We start from the raw sequence: 17125 nt of genomic DNA on the forward strand, positions 1-17125 counted from the left end.
CCGCCGCTAGGCTGGCCGCCATGACGGGCAGGCTGGCAGCGGTGAACCTCGGCATCGTGACCGAGGCGGAGTGGGCGGGCGACGCGAGTGGTCGCAGCGGCATCGACAAGCGGCCGGTCGAGGGATCGGTGGCGGTGCTCGCCGGTGGCCTGGCCGGTGACTTCGTCGCCGAGCGTCCGGTGCACGGTGGCCCCGACCAGGCGGTGTACGTCTATGCCGAGGAGGACGCCGCATGGTGGGCCGCCGAACTGGGCCGAGGCATCGGGCCGGGAGGTTTCGGGGAGAACCTGACCACCTACGCGGTCGACGTGACCGGCGCGGTGATCGGCGAGCAGTGGCAGGTCGGTTCCGCCCTTCTCCAGGTGACCAAGCCGCGGACGCCCTGCACGACGTTCGCCGGCTTCTGGGGTGTGCCCGACCTGATCCGGCGCTTCACCGTCCGTGCCAGCCCGGGGGCATACCTGCGGGTGCTGCGCGAGGGCGAGGTGGGCGCCGGCGACCCGGTCGAGGTGGTGGAGCGGCCCGCGCACGGGGTGACAATCGGTGAGGTGTTCCGGGCGACGAGTCTGGAGCCGGAGCTGCTGCCCCGGCTGCTCGACGCACCGGACCTGCCGGAGAAGCTCCGGGACAAGGTCCGCCGCCGCCTCGCCGGCCGTAGCTGACACGCGCAAGCCCCCGCCGAGCGGTGTCGGCAGGGGCTTGCGGAGAGCGGGTCAGCGCAGCCAGGGGATGTTGCGGTCGAGCAGACCGCGCTCCTTGAGCTCCTTGCGCAACGGGATCTCGTCGTCGACGTACCCGTCCCAGTTGATGCCCCAGTAGTTGGCGGTGTGGGTGCCCTCACCGATCAGCTGGCGCTGCACGGGCGTGCGGTTGCGGTACCACTCGCCGTTCACGTCCGGGTGCAGCTCGTCCAGGGGACGGATCCACCGGTAGGTGTAGCCGACGAAGAGCATCTTGCGGGTGATGGTCGACAGGTTCGTCGAGCGCGAGTGCCACTGCCGGCGGTCGAAGATGAACGCGTCGCCCGGGTTCGCGGTGATCTCCACCGTGCCCTCCGGGTCCGGGTTGTGCACGCTGAGGTCCTTGGGACGGTCCAGCGAGTTCCACAGGTGGCTGCCCGGGATGACCTTGGTCGCGCCACGGCCGGTCTCCGACAGGTCGGAGAGCACGTACCCGACCTTCAGCGAGAACATCGGCCGGGGCAGGTTCGGGTCCATCGTCTCCGGGTCGGAGTTCTGGCGGTACCCGTCCTGGTGCCAACCCCAGTACGGCTTCTCCGGCTCGGCGGCCGGCGGAGTGACGTCCAGGTGGTTGTGGTGGGTGTAGATGTTCCAGCCGGCCAGCCCCCACATATACGGGAAGGCGATCGGGTGGGTGAGCAGCTCACCGAAGAGCTCGTCGCGCTCCAGGAAGCCCAGCAGGTGCAGGGTGCCGTCCTTCTTGGTGGCGCCCTTGGCCTGCTCCTCCGCGTAGACGCGGTCGACCGCCGCCTCCAGCGCCGCCCGGTGGTCCTCCGTCAGGACGTTGCGCAGCAGGAGGAAACCCTGCTCGTGGAACTCCTTGCGGTCAGTGTCGCTGATCGGTTCGTAGCCGGTCCGGTCGCCGTAATCGAACACCGCGTCGTACCCCTCCCCATGAGGTGAAACCATTTCTGGCACAGGCCGCCGATCGTAACGCGAGTGCCGGGACGGTGGGAGGGCGAGCGGCGGGGGTGCGGCCCCGGGCCGGACCGCGCGCAGCGGTACCGGTGCGCGGAGTCACATTTAAGTGATCACCGGTCAGGCTTGCGGGTTTTTGTCCGATTGTGCGGTCACTGCCGGTTAAGAGATCCGGGTCGCTCAGCCCTCGGCGAAGACCTCGGCCACCACCTGGCCCGCGGGGCCCTGCGCACCGGTCACCCGGCCCCAGGTGCCGTTGCGGGCGGTCCACTCCAGGTCGCCGAACCGGACCCGCTTCACCCCGTGGTCCTGGGCGTGCGAGACCAGCCAGTGCGCGTACCGCCAGCCGTCGCGTTGATCGTGCGCGGTCACCGCCAGGCCGGTCTGGCTGGCCTCGTCGGCGCTCGGCACACCCCAGTCCAGCACCAGGTTGCGGGTCAGCTGCGCGGCCGCCGCCGCGCCGTGCATCACCGGGGTACGCCCCACCGTGCAGGCCACCGCTTCGGTGGCGTCACCGAGCAGGGCCTTGGTGAGCACCTCGGAGTCGTCGGCCCACTTCTGGTACGCCTCGGGGAACGCCGAGCGCTGCACCCGCTGGGCGGCGTCCGTGACCCGCATCTTCTCCCAGCCGCGCACCTTCTTGAGCGCCTTGTAGAACCTGTTCGCCGCGTAGCGGGGGTCGCGAATCTGCTCGGGCGTGCCCCATCCCTTGCTCGGGCGCTGCTGGAACAGCCCGAGCGAGTCGCGGTCACCGTGATCGAGGTTGCGCAGCCCCGACTCCTGGTACGCGGTGGCCAGCGCGACCACCACGGCGCGCTCGGGCATGCCGCGCTGGACGCCGATCGCCGCGATGGTCGCCGCGTTCGCCATCTGCTCCACGTCCAGGACCACCCGGCCGTCGGCCTGGACCGTGCAGGTGCGTCCGGCCAGTGGCAGCCGCAGTTCGTCCCCGACCCGCCGGATCACGAGCCAGATCGCGATCACGGCGACGAGGATCAGCACCACTCCACCCGCCACGGCTGCCCGAGTTCGCACCCACACCCCCTCATCGACAGTTCGACAAGCGTACGTCCCCGTTGGTGTCGTCCGGGTCGTCCGGACCGTTTCGGGGTTCGCTCGGCCGTCGCGTACCGATCGGGACCTTCCCGCTCCGGGCCCGATCTCACCTGCGGGTTTCGCAGAAGGGCCGATCGAGTGTGTCTGGCGCGTCACCATGCGTCAATGACCGGAAGAGATTCGCTGGTCAGGGACTTTCCCGGTTGACACGTCAATCGGACGGGTCGTGGACAGCTGAGGAGGAGTTCGATGGGAACGCTGGACGGCAAGGTCGTACTGATCACCGGCACCGGCGGCGGTCTGGGCCGCGTCGCGGCGCTGACCTTCGCCCGCGAGGGTGCCAAGGTCGTCGGGGCCGACATCCAGGTCGACGGCAACAACGAGACCGTCGACCTCGTCCGGGCCGCAGGCGGGGAGATGACGAGCATCGCGCCCGTCGACCTGACCGACCCGGAACAGGCCCGCACGCTCGTCGAGGACGCCGTGGCCGCCTACGGGGGGCTCGACGTGGTCTACAACAACGCGGCCGCGCTGCGCTTCGGCCCGCTGCCGGACTTCTCGGTCGAGGACTGGCGGTACACCATCGCCGGCGAACTCGACATTCCGTACCTCGTGTCGAAGTTCGCCTGGCCGCACCTGGTCCGGCGCGGCGGTGGCGTCATCATCAACGCCGCCTCGATGGCCGGCATGATCGCCGGTCACGTCCCGCCGATGGTCGGGCACACTGCGGCGAACGCCGGCGTCATCGGCATGACGCGACAGCTCGCGCTCGAAGGCGCGCCGCACGGCATCCGGGCGGTCGCGGTCAGCCCCGGGCCCATCATCAGCCCGGCCAGCGAGCGCGACCTCGGCGACAACCAGGCGGCCCGGGACGCGATCATCGGCAAGACGATGCTCAGGCGGTTCGCGCAGCCCGAGGAGGTCGCCGAACTGGTGGTCTTCCTCGCCTCCGACCGCGCGTCGTACATCACGGGCGCCAACTACCCGGTCGACGGCGGCGCGACGGCGTGGTGACCGATTTCGGGGCGCCGCCGCTTCCGGGCGGGGCCCCGACCCGCCCCCTCAGGCAGAGCCTTTGCTCTGCTTCACCGGACGCAACACTCGACGCCCTCGGGTGTTGCGCCCGCTGAAGCAGAGCAAAGGACGTGCGGAGGGCACCGGCACCCCGTCGGTCACCGCAACCGGCCGACGCCCCCGGTCCTACCCGGCATGATCGGCGGAACCACCGTCCAGGGCGGCCACCCACCGAGGTGTCCGCTTCGCGCGGAACGCGGTGACGCCCTCGCGACCCTCCTCCGACAGGAAGTAACCCGTCGAGAGGGCGGAGAGGCGGGCCAGGTCGCCGCGCAGCTCGGCGGTGGTCGGCCGGCGCAGCAGCTCCTTCGCGCCGGCCAGCGCGCCGGGCGCGCCGCGTACCAGGGAGTCGCAGTAGCCGCGCACCGCGTCGTCCAGCTCCTCGGCCGGCACCGAAGCCGTGACCAGGCCGACCGCAGCGGCACGACGCCCGTCGAAGGTGTCCCCGGTCAGGTACAGCTCGGCCGCGGCGCGGGGGTGCAGCCGGGGCAGCACGGTCGCCGAGATGACCGCCGGGATCACCCCGATACGTACCTCAGTGAACGCGAACGTCGCCTCGTCGGCGCAGACCGCCAGGTCGGCGGCGGCGACCAGGCCCAACCCGCCCGCCCGCGCCGGCCCGGCGACCCGCGCGAGCACCGGCTTCGGGCATTCCCAGAGCGCCGCGAGCACGTCGCCCAGCATGCCGGCGGGCACCGTCCCGCTGGCGTACGCCGCGGCGGTCTCCTTCAGGTCCGCGCCGGAGCAGAAGACCGGGCCCGTGTGGTCGAGCACGATCACCCGGACCGCGTCGTCGGCCACCGCGTCCGCCAGCCCGGCCAGCAACTGGGTCATCAGGGCGGTGGAGAGCGCATTGCGGTTGTGCGGGCTGTCCAGGGTGAGGGTGGTCACCCCACGGGCCGTGGCGACCCGCACGAGGACGTCGGGAGAGGTCATGCCGGGCACACTAGTGGCCATGCCCGGCGTCCTTCCAGATGGTGAGACCGTCCCCGTCGACGGATCGCTGCCCGCCACCGCCACCACGGCGGTCGGCGCGCGCGGCTTCGGCGTGTACGTCCACGTGCCGTTCTGCGCCAGCCGCTGCGGCTACTGCGACTTCAACACGTACACGGCCAGCGAGCTGGGCGGAGGCGTGAGCCGCGAGTCGTACGCCGACTCCGTGCTGGCCGAGCTGGCGCTCGCCTCCCGGGTGCTCGGCGACAACCCGCCGCCGCGTGTCGACACCGTCTTCGTCGGCGGCGGCACGCCCACCCTGCTGCCCGCCGACGACCTGGCCCGCATCCTCGAGGGCATCGACCGCACCTGGGGGCTCGCCGCCGACGCCGAGGTGACCACCGAGGCCAACCCCGAGTCGGTCACCCCGGAATCGTTGCGGCGGCTGCGGGCGGCCGGCTACACCCGGATCTCGCTGGGCATGCAGTCCGCGTCGCCCGGGGTGCTGGCGATCCTGGACCGCAAGCACAGCGCCGGCCGGGCCACCGCCGCCGCCCGGGAGGCGCGCGAGGCCGGGTTCGAGCACGTCAACCTGGACCTGATCTACGGCACCCCGGGGGAGCGGGCCGAGGACTTCGCCGCCACGCTGGAGCAGGTCGTCGCCGCTGGGGTCGACCACGTCAGCGCGTACGCCCTCATCGTGGAGGACGGCACCCGGCTCGCCGCCCGGATGAAGCGCGGCGAGCTGCCGTACCCCAGTGACGACGTGGCGGCGGACCGCTACCTGGCCGCCGAGGCCGCCCTCGACGCGGCCGGCCTGTCCTGGTACGAGGTGTCGAACTGGGCGCGCACCGAGGCGGCCCGGTGCCGGCACAACCTGCTCTACTGGACCGGCGCCGACTGGTGGGGCCTCGGGCCGGGCGCGCACAGCCACGTCGGCGGGGTGCGCTGGTGGAACGTGAAACACCCCACGACGTACGCCCAGCGGCTGGCGGCCGGCGCGTCACCCGGCCTGGCCCGCGAGGTGCTCACCGCCGACGAGGCGCACATGGAGGACGTGATGCTCCGGGTGCGGCTCGCCAGCGGCCTGCCGTTGGGAGTGCTCCACGCCGCCGGCCGGGCCGGCGCCGAGCGGGCCCTCGCCGACGGCCTGCTGGACGCCGGGAGGTACGCCGCCGGCCGCGCGGTGCTCACCCTGCGCGGCCGGCTGCTCGCCGACGCCGTCGTGCGCGACCTGCTGCCCTGACGTGCCGGGACCGGCCGGGGGAGCGGCCGGCCCGGATCACTTGACGAGGTTGGCCGAGAGCGGGTAGCGGTACTGGCTGCCCTCGTTGGCCTTGATGCCGGCGATGATGCCGAACACGGCCCCGAGGACGACGGCCGCCGCAACGCCGATGAAGCCGATGAGGATGCAGGACAGCACCCAGCCGACCAGGCCGACGATCGACCAGATGAGCTGGAAGTTGAGCGCCGACACGGCGTGCGCCCGGACGGTCGGGGACTGGTTGCCCCGGGCCAGCAACGCCACCAGCGGAGCGATCCAGCCGAGCACGCCGCCGCTGATGATCATGCCGGCCGCGCCACCGAAGTGCGCGACCAAGGCCCAGGTCTTGTCCTCGTTGTTGGCGTAGCCGCCGCCGGGGCCGCCGTACGCGCCGCCCGTCGGATAGCCGCCAGTCGCGCCACCCGGCGGGTAACCGCCCGGTGGGGGGTAGCCACCCGGCGGAGGGTAGCCGCCCGACGGCGGTTGGTCACCGGTGGGCGGCGGATAGCCACCGGCCGGGGGATAGCCGCCCGGGCCGGGTGCCCCGGACAGTGGTGCGGTGGGCGGCTCGCCCGAGTAGGACGAGCCGGGGGAGGTCGGCTCCGGCGGATAACCGCCGGGGTCTCCCGCGCCGGGAGGGCGAGGTGGTTCAGTCATGGTTGTCACGGTAGGTGCCGATGGCAATGTCGCACCAGTGCGACTCCGTCGGGCCGGCCCGACGGAACGGACGGCGACGACCTTGATCATCGCGTCGGCGGGGGCACCGACGTAGACTGGCACTCGTTACAGTCGAGTGCCAGGACGGCCGGTCGGCCCGGATGGGCCGGCAGGCCGACGTGCGACAGGAGGTGCGGAGGATGGGTCTGGACGACCGGAAGCTCGCCGTGCTCCGCGCCATCGTCGAGGACTACGTCTCGACCCAGGAGCCGGTCGGCAGCAAGGCGCTTGTCGAGCGGCACCAGCTCGGGGTCTCCCCGGCGACGGTCCGCAACGACATGGCCGTGCTGGAGGAGGAGGGCTACATCCGGCAGCCGCACACCAGCGCCGGCCGGGTGCCCACCGACCGTGGCTACCGGCTCTTCGTCGACCGGCTGTCCCGGGTCAAGCCACTCAGCCCGGCCGAGCGGCGCGCCATCGAGCGCTTCCTCGTCGGCGCCGTCGACCTCGACGACGTGGTCCACCGCACCGTACGGCTGCTCGCCCAGCTGACCCGCCAGGTGGCTGTCGTGCAGTACCCGAGCCTCGCCCGCTCCTCGGTGCGACACCTGGAGCTGGTGCCGATCTCCACCACCCGGCTGATGCTCGTCATGATCGCCGACACCGGCCGGGTGGAGCAGCGGCTGGTGGAGCTGCCGGGGCCGGTGCCCGCCGAGGACGTGACCGACCTGCGTCGCCTGGTCAACGAGAAGCTCACCGGTGAGCGCCTGTCGGACACGCCTCCCCTGGTGCAGGCGCTGGTCGAGGAGGCGCCGGTGCAGCTGCGCCCCGCCATGACCACGCTCTCCACCGTCCTGCTGGAGACGCTTGTCGAGCGGCACGAGGAACGCATCGCCCTGGCCGGCACCGCCAACCTGACCCGGGGTGGTCTGCTCGACTTCCAGGGTTCGCTGCGGCCGATCCTGGAGGCGCTGGAGGAAGAGGTCGTGCTCCTCAAGCTCATCGGCGAGACCGAACCCAGCACGACCCGTGTGCTGATCGGCGACGAGAACGAGTTCGACAACCTGCGCGCCGCCTCGGTGGTCAGCACCGGGTACGGCCCGGGGGCCACCATCGTGGGCGGCCTTGGGGTGCTGGGGCCCACCCGGATGGACTACCCCGGCAATATCGCCATGGTGCGCGCCGTGGCACGCTACGTGGGCGAGCTGCTGGCCCAGAACTGACCAGTCAGGGCCGACGGCCGGCTGCGGCCGCCGGTCGGCGCAACGCGAGACGAACATGAGGACACGGAACGCAGTGGCCAGGGACTACTACGGCATCCTCGGTGTCAGCCGGGAAGCCTCCGATGACGAGATCAAGCGCGCCTACCGCAAGCTGGCGCGCCAGTTCCACCCGGACGTCAATCCGGACCCGGAGGCCCAGGAGAAGTTCAAGGACATCAACGCCGCGTACGAGGTCCTCTCGGACGATCGGAAGCGGCAGATCGTCGACCTGGGTGGCGACCCGCTCGCCCCGGGAGGCGGGGGCGCGGGCGGCCCGGGTGGTCCGGGCGGTGCCGGCCCGTTCGTCGGCTTCCAGGACATCATGGACGCCTTCTTCGGTGGTGCCGCAGGCGGCGCCGGCCGTGGGCCGCGTCCACGGACCCGTCCGGGCGCCGACGCGATCCTGCGCCTCGAACTCGACCTGCACGAGACGGCGTTCGGCGTCGAGGCCCCGATCACCGTCGACACCGCTGTGCTCTGCACCACCTGCTCGGGCGCGGGCACCGCGGCCGGCACCCACCTGGCGACCTGCGAGGCGTGCGGTGGCCGCGGCGAGGTGCAGTCCGTGCAGCGCACCTTCCTCGGGCAGGTGGTCTCGGCCCGGCCGTGCACCGTCTGCCAGGGCTACGGCACCACCATCCCGCACCCCTGCCCCACCTGCGCCGGCGACGGTCGCGTACGCACCCGCCGGTCGCTGACCGTCAAGATCCCGGCCGGCGTCGAGGACGGCATGCGGATCCGGCTGGCCCAGCAGGGTGAGGTCGGCCCGGGCGGTGGCACCGCCGGCGACCTCTACGTGGAGATCCACGAGCGCCCGCACGACGTCTACTCCCGCAAGGGGGACGACCTGCACTGCCGTGTCACCGTGCCGATGACGGCCGCCGCGCTGGGTACCCGGCTCACCATCAAGACGCTGGACAGCGAGGAGATCGTCGACGTCAAGGCCGGCACCCAGCCGGCCAGCACGCTGCGGCTGCGCGCCCGGGGCGTACCGCACCTGCGCGGCACCGGCCGGGGCGACCTCTACGTGCACCTCGACGTGCGGACGCCCACCAAGCTCGACCCCGACCAGGAGAAGATGCTGCGCGACTTCGCCAAGACCCGGGGCGAGGAGGTCGCCGAGTTGACCAAGCAGGGCGGCTTCTTCTCCCGGATGCGCGACGCGTTCAACGGCCACGCCTGAGGTGTCCGCGCCGCTGTTCCTGGTCGACGCGCTGCCCACCGGCGACGCGTTGACGCTCGACGGCCCCGAGGGGCACCACGCCGCCACCGTGCAGCGGCTGCGGGTCGGCGAGGAGCTGCTGCTCGCCGACGGCCGGGGTGGCACGGCCGCCGCCGTGGTCACCGCCGTCGGTCGGGGCAGCCTGGAGGTCGCCGTGACCTCCCGGGGGTACGCGGACGCGCCCGTACCCCGGATCGTCACCGTGCAGGGCATCGCCAAGGGTGACCGGGGCGAGCTGGCCGTGCAGGCGATGACCGAGGTCGGGGTGGACGAGATCGTGCCCTGGGCGGCGTCACGTTCGGTGGCGCAGTGGCGCGGCGACCGGGGCGTACGTGCCCGTCAGAAGTGGGTCGCGACCGCCCGCGAGGCCGCGAAGCAGGCCCGCCGGCCCTGGTTGCCGGTCGTGGCCGGCGCGCCGGACGAGTCCACCGCCACGGTGGCCCGCCGGATCGCCGGTGCCGCCGCCGGGTTCGTCCTGCACGAGGAGGCCGACGAGCGGCTCACCACCGCCGAGCTGCCCTCCACCGGTGAGATCGTCCTGGTCATCGGCCCGGAGGGTGGCATCGCCCCGGCCGAGCTGACCGCCTTCCGCGAGGCCGGCGGCCGGCCGGTACGACTCGGGCCGGAGGTGCTGCGTACCTCCACGGCCGGCGTGGCCGCGCTCAGCGTGCTCGCCACCCGCCTCGGCCGCTGGTAGACCCAGCTCCGGTTGCCGGTGGGTCGTGTCCGGCCCGGTTGCGGTGTTTTGTGCCCGCCGCGGTTGTGGTTGCGGTGGGTCCTGTCCTCGTGTCCGGCCTGGCCAACCTTTGTGCGCGTCCTTTGCTCTGCTTCAACCGACGCAACACTTTCGGCCGTTGAGTGTTGCCGTGGTTGAAGCAGAGCAAAGGACGCGATGAGCAGGTGGGGGAGACCTGGCCGGTCGTCGGTCGGGTCGGCACCTGACACGACCGCGTTGCCGGCGACTGGGCTGGCGGCGGCGGGGCTGGCGGCGGCGGGGCTGGCGGCGGCCGGTCTGCGGCGGTCAGCTGCGCAGGTAGGAGGCCCCGTTGAGGTCGACGATCGTGCCGGAGGCCCACTCCGCCTCGGGTGAGGCCAGCCAGTGCACGGCGGCCGCGATCTCCTCCGGCCGGGCCACCCGGTCGAACGGGCTCTGCGCCCGGATCGCCGCGCCCCGCTCGCCGCGCAGGTGCTCGGTCGTCATGTCGGTCGCCACAAAGCCCGGCGCCACCGTGGCGATCGTGATGCCGTACGGCGCGAGCGCCACCGCGAGGGACTGGCCCAGCGCGTTCAGCCCCGCCTTGCTGGCACCGTACGCCGGCTGCTCCGGTTCACCGCGGAACGCGCCCCGGGACGACACGTTGACGATCCGGCCGCCCCGCGCCCGCAGGTGCTGGGCGGCGCACCAGATCACGTTCCCGGCGCCGGTCAGGTTGGTCTCCAGCACCTGACGCCAGCGCGCCTGCCACTCGGCGTACGAGGTGCCGAAGATCGGGTGCGGGACGTCCCGGTCGCCGTACGTCCCGGCGTTGTTGACCAGCACGTCCAGGCCGTCGAGCTGCTCGGCGGCCTGGTCGACCATGGTGCGTACGGCGTCCGGGTCGGTGAGGTCGGCGCGGACCACGACGTGCCCCGAGCCGGGCAGCCGGGCGCGCAGTTCCTCGGCGGCCTCGGCGGAGTCGCGGTGGTGGATCGCCACCCGGTCCCCGCTGGCGGCGAACGCCTCCACCACGGCCCGTCCGATGCCGCGCGAGGAACCCGTCACCAGAATCGCCCGATCCGTCATGCCGGCCATCCTGCCTCAGCCGTACCCCACCGCGAACAGGCCGTCGGCGCATGCCGCGCCGGAGCGCCTCCGGCCCGTCAGTCCCTACACTGCCCCGATGGGATCCGACTGCCTGTTCTGCCGCATCGTCGCCGGGGAGATCCCGGCCACCGTGGTCCGCGAGACCGACACCACGCTCGCCTTCCGCGACATCGACCCGAAGGCCCCCGTGCACGTCCTGGTCATTCCGAAGGAGCACTACGCCGACGTCGCCACCCTCGCCGAGGGTGACCCGGCGCTGGCCGGTGCGGTGCTGGCCACGGCCGCCGCGGTGGCCGAGGACGAGGGGCTGCTCGGCGACGGGTTCCGGCTGATGTTCAACACCGGGGCGTACGGCGGGCAGGAGGTCTTCCACGCGCACGCCCACCTGCTCGGTGGCGCGCCCCTGGGCCCGATGCTCGCCCGGGACCTGACGTGACGGTCGGCCCGCACCCGTACACCCGTCTGGACCGGCTGGTCCGCCGGGTGCAGGCCGACGCCCGCGTCCCGGCGGTGTCGGCGGCGCTGCACCGGGCCGACCGCCCGCTGTGGAGCTGCACCGTCGGCGGCACCGGCACCGACAGCCCGTTGGGGCCGGGCACCCAGTTCCGGATCGGCTCGGTCACCAAGACCTTCACGGCGGTGCTCACCCTGCAGTGCCGCGACGACGGTCTGCTGGATCTGGACGACCCGGTGGGGCGGCACCTGGACCTGCCGACGCACGGTGAGCTGACCGTACGCCGGCTGCTCTCGCACACCGGCGGCCTGCAACGCGAGCCGTTCGGCGACGTCTGGGACACCCTGCACGCGCCGGACGCCGAGCAGTTGGTGGCCGGGCTGGACCGCGCCGAGCAGGTGTTGCCCACCGGCCGGCGTTTCCACTACTCCAACCTCGGCATGGCGGTGCTCGGCCTGCTGGTGGGCCGACTGCGCGGCGGACGTTGGGCCGAGGTGCTCGCCGAGCGGATCCTGACGCCGCTGGGGCTGACCGACACGACCGTGAGCCCCCGGCCCTCGGCGGCCACCGGCTACCTGGTCGACGCGTACTCCGACGAGGCGCACCCGGAGCCGCCCACCGACTTCGGCGCTGTCGGCCCGGCCGCCCAGCTCTGGAGCACCGCCACCGACATGGCCCGCTGGGCGGCGTTCCTCGCCGACCCGGCGGCACTCGACCCGGCCGGGGCGGTGCTCACCCCGGCCACGCTGGACGAGATGCGCTGGCCGTTGACCACCACCGACGAGACGCTCTGGGGCACCGGCTTCGGCCTCGGCCTCATCCTGATCCCGCAGGGCGAGCGGGTGGTGCACGTGGGGCACGACGGGGCGATGCCCGGTTTCCTCGCCGGTGTGTACGGCCGCCGGGGCGGCGACGGCACGGCCGGGGCGATGGGCGTCGCGGTGCTCGGTTCGTCCGGTACGGCGGCGGAGCTGTTCGACCTGCCGCACCAACTGCTCACCGAGGCGGTCGAGCAGGACCCCGCCGACATCGTCCCGTGGACGCCCGGCGCGCCCGCCCCGACGCACCTGCGGGGGTTGCTCGGCCGCTGGTGGGGCGAGGGTTTCGAGTACGCCTTCTCCTGGCGGGACGGGACGCTGCGGGCGCAGCGCGCCGTCGACCCCGCGGGGCGCCCGCCGGCGGTCTTCGCCCCTCTGCCGGATCGGCCGGACGTGTTCCGGACGGTCTCCGGGCGGGAGGTCGGCGAGCTGTTGCGGCTGACCCGCGACGAGGCCGGAACGGTGGTACGGATGCACTGGGCGACCTACCGGTTCACCCGCCACCAGGAGACCTTCGACCGGTACGACTTTCGGGCCGGTGGTTGATCGCGGCCAGCGGAAATGGACGCGATGCGGCCCGCGTTGACCCGATACGATGGGTGTAACGTCCGCACGCCGTGCCAGCAGGGCCGGCGCCGAGATCGAGAGCAGGTGCGCAGGGCCCCTCGGCCCGACCCATGACTGGCACCCCACCTCCCGGCCCGCCCCGGGTGCAGACCAGGATCACCGTGCCCGACCCCAAGATCATGGTCAACCTGCTCGGCGCGGGTGACGAGATCCTGCGTCTCGTCGAACGCTCGGTCGCCAGCGACGTGCACGTGCGGGGCAACGAGATCACGATCACCGGCGCCCCCGCGGACAACGCCCTCGCCGAGCGGGTCTTCAGTGAGCTGCTCGAACTCATCGAGAAAGGCGAGACCCTGACCACTGACGCCGTCCGGCGTACCGTCGGCATGCTCGAGCAGGGCAGCGCCGAGCGGCCCGCCGAGGTCCTGACGCTCGACATCCTCTCCCGCCGTGGCCGCACCATCCGTCCGAAGACGCTCGGGCAGAAGCGGTACGTCGACTCGATCGACTCGAACACCATCGTCTTCGGCATCGGCCCGGCCGGCACCGGCAAGACCTACCTGGCGATGGCGAAGGCCGTCCAGGCGTTGCAGGCCAAGCAGGTCAACCGGATCATCCTGACCCGGCCGGCGGTCGAGGCGGGTGAGCGGCTGGGCTTCCTGCCCGGCACGCTCAACGAGAAGATCGACCCGTACCTGCGCCCGCTCTACGACGCGCTGCACGACATGCTCGACCCGGAGTCGATCCCGAAGCTGATGGCCGCCGGCACGATCGAGGTGGCGCCTCTGGCGTACATGCGCGGAAGGACGCTCAACGACGCGTTCATCATCCTGGACGAGGCGCAGAACACGACGCCCGAGCAGATGAAGATGTTCCTGACGCGGCTCGGCTTCAACTCCAAGATCGTCGTGACGGGTGACATCACCCAGGTGGACCTTCCCGGCGGGACGAGCAGCGGCCTGCGGGTCGTCCGGGAGATCCTGGAAAACGTCGACGACGTGCACTTCGCCCAGTTGTCCAGCACCGACGTGGTTCGCCACCGGCTGGTCGGGGAGATCGTCGACGCGTACGCCCGCTGGGACGCCGAGCGGGAGAACCAGCAGGCGCAGGGCGTCCATGCCGTGCCCGGGCGACCCGCCCAGGGCGGCCGGGCCGGCCGTCGCCGCTAAAGCAGAGGAAAGCAGTTGTCCATCGAGATCGCCAACGAGTCCGGTGTCGAGGTCGACACCGACGCCGTGCTCGCCGTCGCCCGGCACGCCCTCGACGAGATGGGGGTCAACCCCCTCGCCGAGCTGTCCGTGCTGCTGGTCGACATCGACTACATGACCGAGCTGAACCACCGCTGGATGGGTGGGGACGGCCCGACCGACGTGCTCGCCTTCCCGATGGACGAGGGAAGTGTCGACCACGGCCCGGGCGAGACCGCCCCGGCCGGCGGCGAGCCGGCCCTGCTCGGTGACATCGTGCTGTGCCCCGAGGTGGCGGCCAAGCAGGCGGCTACCGCCGGGCACGCCCCGGCCGACGAGCTGCACCTGCTCACCGTGCACGGTGTGCTGCACCTGCTCGGCTACGACCACGCGGAGCCGGAGGAGGAGCGGGAGATGTTCGCCCTCCAGGCTCGACTGTTGACGAGCTGGCGGTCGACCCGCACCCAGTGATGTCCACTCCCTCGTTACTGGCGGTCGGCCCCACGGCCGGCCTTCCCGACCTGCAACTGATCGTGTTCGCGGCCGGCCTGGTGGTGCTGGCCGGTGTGATCGCGATGACCGAGGCGGCGCTCGCCGCGGTCTCGCCGGCCCGGGCCGCCGAACTGGCCCGGGACGGTGTGCGCGGCGCCCGTACCCTCCAGGTCGTGGCCGGGGACGTCGTCCGGCACCTCAACCTGCTGCTGTTGCTCCGGCTGCTCGCCGAACTGACCGCCACCACGCTCGTGGCGTTGGTCGCGGTGGACAGCTTCGGGGCGGGTTGGCGGGCAGCGCTCGTCACCGCCGGCGCGATGACCGTGGTCAGCTTCGTGGTGGTCGGTGTCGCCCCGCGCACCATCGGCCGGCAGCACGCGTACGCCGTGGGCCGGGCGGTCGCGCCTCTGGTCCGCTGGCTGGGTCGCGCGCTCAACCCGCTCGCGTCGCTGCTCATCCTGATCGGCAACGCGGTCACCCCGGGGCGGGGCTTCCGGGAGGGACCGTTCGCCAGCCAGGTCGAGCTGCGCGAGCTGGTCGACCTCGCCGAGCAGCGCGGCGTCGTGGAGCACGGCGAGCGGCAGATGATCCATTCGGTCTTCGCGCTTGGCGACACCATCGCTCGTGAGGTGATGGTGCCGCGTACCGAGATGGTGTGGATCGAGGAGGGCAAGACCCTCGCCCAGGCGCTGGTGCTGTTCCTGCGATCGGGTTTCTCCCGCATCCCGGTGATCGGCGAGAGCGTCGACGACGTACTCGGTGTGCTCTACCTCAAGGACCTGATCCGCCGGTCCCGCGGCGGTGACCCGGACGCCGAGCAGGTGCCGGTGGCCGAGTTGATGCGCCCGGCGACCTTCGTGCCGGAGTCCAAGCCGGTCGACGACCTGTTGTCGGAGATGCAGGCGGCGCGCAACCACCTGGTCGTCGTGGTCGACGAGTACGGCGGCACCGGCGGCCTCGTCACCATCGAGGACATCCTGGAGGAGATCGTCGGTGAGATCACCGACGAGTACGATGTCGAGCGCCCGCCGGTCGAACGCCTCGCGGACTCCTCGGTGCGGGTGACCGCCCGCCTGCCGGTGGAGAACCTGGGCGAGCTGTTCGACACCGACCTGCCCACCGACGAGGTGGAGACGGTCGGTGGCCTGCTCGCCCAGTCGCTGGGGCGGGTGCCGATCCCCGGAGCGCAGGCCGACGTGGCCGGCCTCCGGCTGGTCGCCGAGGGCACCACGGGCCGGCGCAACCGGATCGACACCGTCCTGGTCAGCAGGGTGGAGTCGGGCGACGAGCAGGACACCGACGGGCGCGGCGACCACGCCGGCCCCGGGGACGACCCGGATCATTATCGAGACGAGGAGAGGCAAGCCGCCGATGCCTGAGACACCCGCCGCGCCCACCGCCCGGCCCACCCCCGGCGCGCCGGCGCCGCTGAGCGCTGAGGACGGCAAGCTCGTCGTCCTGGCCCGGGGCGCCCGCGCGCGGGTCGGTGCCGTGGAGGGCGCCGCGGTCCGGGATCAGGACGGCCGGACGTACGCGGCGTCCAGCGTCGCGCTGCCCTCGCTGACCCTCACCGCGTTGCAGTTGGCGGTGGCCTCGGCTGTTGCCGCCGGGGCGAGCCGGCTGGAGGCGGCGGCGGTGGTGACCGAGGCGTCGACGCTGGACGGCGCGGGTCATGCCGTGGTGCGCGACCTCGCGGCGGATGCGCCGATCCATGTCGCCGCCCCGGACGGCACGGTCCTCGGCACGGTGACCGAGTGAGCCCGGTGCAGGATGCACAGGCCCGCCCGTACCGGGCCGGGTTCGGCTGTTTCGTCGGGCGACCCAACGCCGGCAAGTCCACGCTGACCAACGCGATCGTGGGCACCAAGATCGCGATCACCTCGAACAAGCCGCAGACCACCCGGCACGTCATCCGGGCGGTGCTGCACCGTCCGGAGTCCCAGCTGGTCCTGGTGGACACGCCGGGCCTGCACCGCCCCCGTACGCTGCTCGGTGAGCGCCTCAACGACCTGGTCCGCTCCACCTGGACCGAGGTCGACGTCATCGGTCTGTGCATCCCGGCGGACGAGCCGGTGGGCCGCGGTGACCGGTTCATCACGGGCGAGCTGGCCGAGCTGAAGGCGACAGTGCTGGCCGTGGTCACCAAGACCGACCTGGTCGACAAGCGGCGGCTGGCCGAGCAGTTGCTCGCGGTCAGCGAGATGGGCGAGTTCGCCGAGATCGTGCCGGTGAGCGCGGTCTCCGGCCACCAGGTGGACACGCTCGTCGACGTGATGACCAAATACCTGCCGCCGTCGCCGCAGCTCTACCCGGACGACATGCTGACCGACGACCCGGAGCAGGTGATGGTCGCGGAGCTGATCCGGGAGGCGGCCCTGGAGGGCGTCCGCGACGAGCTGCCGCACTCCATCGCCGTGGTGGTCGAGGAGATGATCCCCGAGGGTCAGGTCATGAAGATCTACGCCGACCTGTACGTGGAGCGGCCCAGCCAGAAGGCGATCGTGCTCGGCCACCGGGCCAGCCGGCTCAAGGAGGTCGGCACCAACGCCCGCCGGCAGATCGAGGAGTTGCTCGGCTCGCGGGTCTATCTGGACCTGCACGTGCGGGTCGCGAAGGACTGGCAACGCGACCCGCGGCAGTTGCGCAAGCTGGGTTTCTGAGGGTTCGCCGCCGGCCC

The 17125-nt window shown here is 72.4% G+C and carries 18 protein-coding genes; 13 read left to right on the forward strand and 5 right to left on the reverse strand.

Going from position 1 to position 17125, the window contains the following annotated elements:
• Nucleotides 1-20: 20 nt before the first annotated feature.
• The gene (locus tag ABZU91_RS23315; RefSeq protein ID WP_355244107.1) at nt 21-662 is read left to right on the forward strand and encodes an MOSC domain-containing protein; all 642 of its coding nucleotides are present in this window, start codon (nt 21-23) and stop codon (nt 660-662) included.
• A gap of 51 nt (nt 663-713) precedes the next feature.
• Here ABZU91_RS23315 and ABZU91_RS23320 read toward each other — a convergent pair whose 3' ends face one another.
• Nucleotides 714-1616 (reverse strand): phytanoyl-CoA dioxygenase family protein, encoded by a 903-nt coding sequence (locus ABZU91_RS23320; RefSeq protein WP_355244109.1) that lies wholly within the window; start codon nt 1614-1616, stop codon nt 714-716.
• Between the two features lie 222 nt (nt 1617-1838).
• On the reverse strand, nt 1839-2699 hold the full coding sequence (locus ABZU91_RS23325) for a hypothetical protein (protein ID WP_355244111.1): 861 nt from the start codon (nt 2697-2699) through the stop codon (nt 1839-1841).
• Nucleotides 2700-2963: 264 nt separating this feature from the next.
• On the opposite strand from ABZU91_RS23325, the gene ABZU91_RS23330 reads away from it, so the two are divergent.
• Nucleotides 2964-3728, forward strand: coding sequence for an SDR family NAD(P)-dependent oxidoreductase (locus tag ABZU91_RS23330; RefSeq protein WP_355244114.1), 765 nt, complete (start codon nt 2964-2966; stop codon nt 3726-3728).
• 186 nt (nt 3729-3914) lie between these two features.
• On the opposite strand, the gene ABZU91_RS23335 is transcribed toward ABZU91_RS23330, so the two are convergent.
• Nucleotides 3915-4724, reverse strand: a complete 810-nt coding sequence (locus ABZU91_RS23335; protein ID WP_355244117.1) for an enoyl-CoA hydratase-related protein — start codon at nt 4722-4724, stop codon at nt 3915-3917.
• 19 nt (nt 4725-4743) lie between these two features.
• On the opposite strand from ABZU91_RS23335, the gene hemW reads away from it, so the two are divergent.
• Nucleotides 4744-5967 (forward strand): radical SAM family heme chaperone HemW, encoded by a 1224-nt coding sequence (gene hemW / locus ABZU91_RS23340; RefSeq protein ID WP_355244317.1) that lies wholly within the window; start codon nt 4744-4746, stop codon nt 5965-5967.
• Nucleotides 5968-6003: 36 nt separating this feature from the next.
• Here the strand turns inward: hemW and ABZU91_RS23345 are convergent, their stop codons facing one another.
• Nucleotides 6004-6642 (reverse strand): DUF4870 domain-containing protein, encoded by a 639-nt coding sequence (locus tag ABZU91_RS23345; RefSeq protein ID WP_355244119.1) that lies wholly within the window; start codon nt 6640-6642, stop codon nt 6004-6006.
• A gap of 200 nt (nt 6643-6842) precedes the next feature.
• Between ABZU91_RS23345 and hrcA the strand changes: the two genes are divergently transcribed.
• The 3 genes from hrcA (at nt 6843) to ABZU91_RS23360 (ending at nt 9823) form a co-directional block, all read left to right on the forward strand.
• On the forward strand, nt 6843-7865 hold the full coding sequence (hrcA, locus tag ABZU91_RS23350) for a heat-inducible transcriptional repressor HrcA (RefSeq protein WP_355244122.1): 1023 nt from the start codon (nt 6843-6845) through the stop codon (nt 7863-7865).
• 73 nt (nt 7866-7938) lie between these two features.
• Nucleotides 7939-9087 (forward strand): molecular chaperone DnaJ, encoded by a 1149-nt coding sequence (dnaJ, locus tag ABZU91_RS23355; RefSeq protein ID WP_355244320.1) that lies wholly within the window; start codon nt 7939-7941, stop codon nt 9085-9087.
• Between the two features lies 1 nt (nt 9088).
• Nucleotides 9089-9823, forward strand: a complete 735-nt coding sequence (locus ABZU91_RS23360) for a 16S rRNA (uracil(1498)-N(3))-methyltransferase (RefSeq protein ID WP_355244125.1) — start codon at nt 9089-9091, stop codon at nt 9821-9823.
• Nucleotides 9824-10147: 324 nt separating this feature from the next.
• Here ABZU91_RS23360 and ABZU91_RS23365 read toward each other — a convergent pair whose 3' ends face one another.
• Nucleotides 10148-10909 (reverse strand): SDR family oxidoreductase, encoded by a 762-nt coding sequence (locus tag ABZU91_RS23365; protein ID WP_355244128.1) that lies wholly within the window; start codon nt 10907-10909, stop codon nt 10148-10150.
• Nucleotides 10910-11006: 97 nt separating this feature from the next.
• On the opposite strand from ABZU91_RS23365, the gene ABZU91_RS23370 reads away from it, so the two are divergent.
• From ABZU91_RS23370 to era, 7 genes are all read left to right on the forward strand, one after another.
• Nucleotides 11007-11366, forward strand: coding sequence for a histidine triad nucleotide-binding protein (locus tag ABZU91_RS23370; RefSeq protein ID WP_355244131.1), 360 nt, complete (start codon nt 11007-11009; stop codon nt 11364-11366).
• Complete coding sequence (locus ABZU91_RS23375; protein WP_355244134.1) at nt 11363-12748, forward strand: serine hydrolase domain-containing protein; 1386 nt, start codon at nt 11363-11365, stop codon at nt 12746-12748. Before ABZU91_RS23370 ends, ABZU91_RS23375 begins: the two co-directional genes overlap by 4 nt.
• A gap of 131 nt (nt 12749-12879) precedes the next feature.
• Nucleotides 12880-13938, forward strand: coding sequence for a PhoH family protein (locus ABZU91_RS23380; RefSeq protein WP_355244137.1), 1059 nt, complete (start codon nt 12880-12882; stop codon nt 13936-13938).
• Between the two features lie 15 nt (nt 13939-13953).
• Nucleotides 13954-14427, forward strand: coding sequence for an rRNA maturation RNase YbeY (ybeY, locus tag ABZU91_RS23385; protein ID WP_355244140.1), 474 nt, complete (start codon nt 13954-13956; stop codon nt 14425-14427).
• Nucleotides 14403-15827 (forward strand): hemolysin family protein, encoded by a 1425-nt coding sequence (locus ABZU91_RS23390; RefSeq protein ID WP_355244323.1) that lies wholly within the window; start codon nt 14403-14405, stop codon nt 15825-15827. Before ybeY ends, ABZU91_RS23390 begins: the two co-directional genes overlap by 25 nt.
• The gene (locus tag ABZU91_RS23395) at nt 15820-16206 is read left to right on the forward strand and encodes a cytidine deaminase (RefSeq protein ID WP_355244142.1); all 387 of its coding nucleotides are present in this window, start codon (nt 15820-15822) and stop codon (nt 16204-16206) included. Before ABZU91_RS23390 ends, ABZU91_RS23395 begins: the two co-directional genes overlap by 8 nt.
• Nucleotides 16203-17108: a GTPase Era gene (gene era, locus ABZU91_RS23400; protein WP_355244144.1), complete on the forward strand. Its 906-nt coding sequence runs from the start codon at nt 16203-16205 to the stop codon at nt 17106-17108. The genes ABZU91_RS23395 and era overlap by 4 nt, the downstream gene beginning before the upstream one ends.
• Nucleotides 17109-17125: the final 17 nt, after the last annotated feature.

The sequence above is a fragment of the Micromonospora sp. NPDC005174 genome, from assembly GCF_040608495.1.
Classification (GTDB): domain Bacteria; phylum Actinomycetota; class Actinomycetes; order Mycobacteriales; family Micromonosporaceae; genus Micromonospora.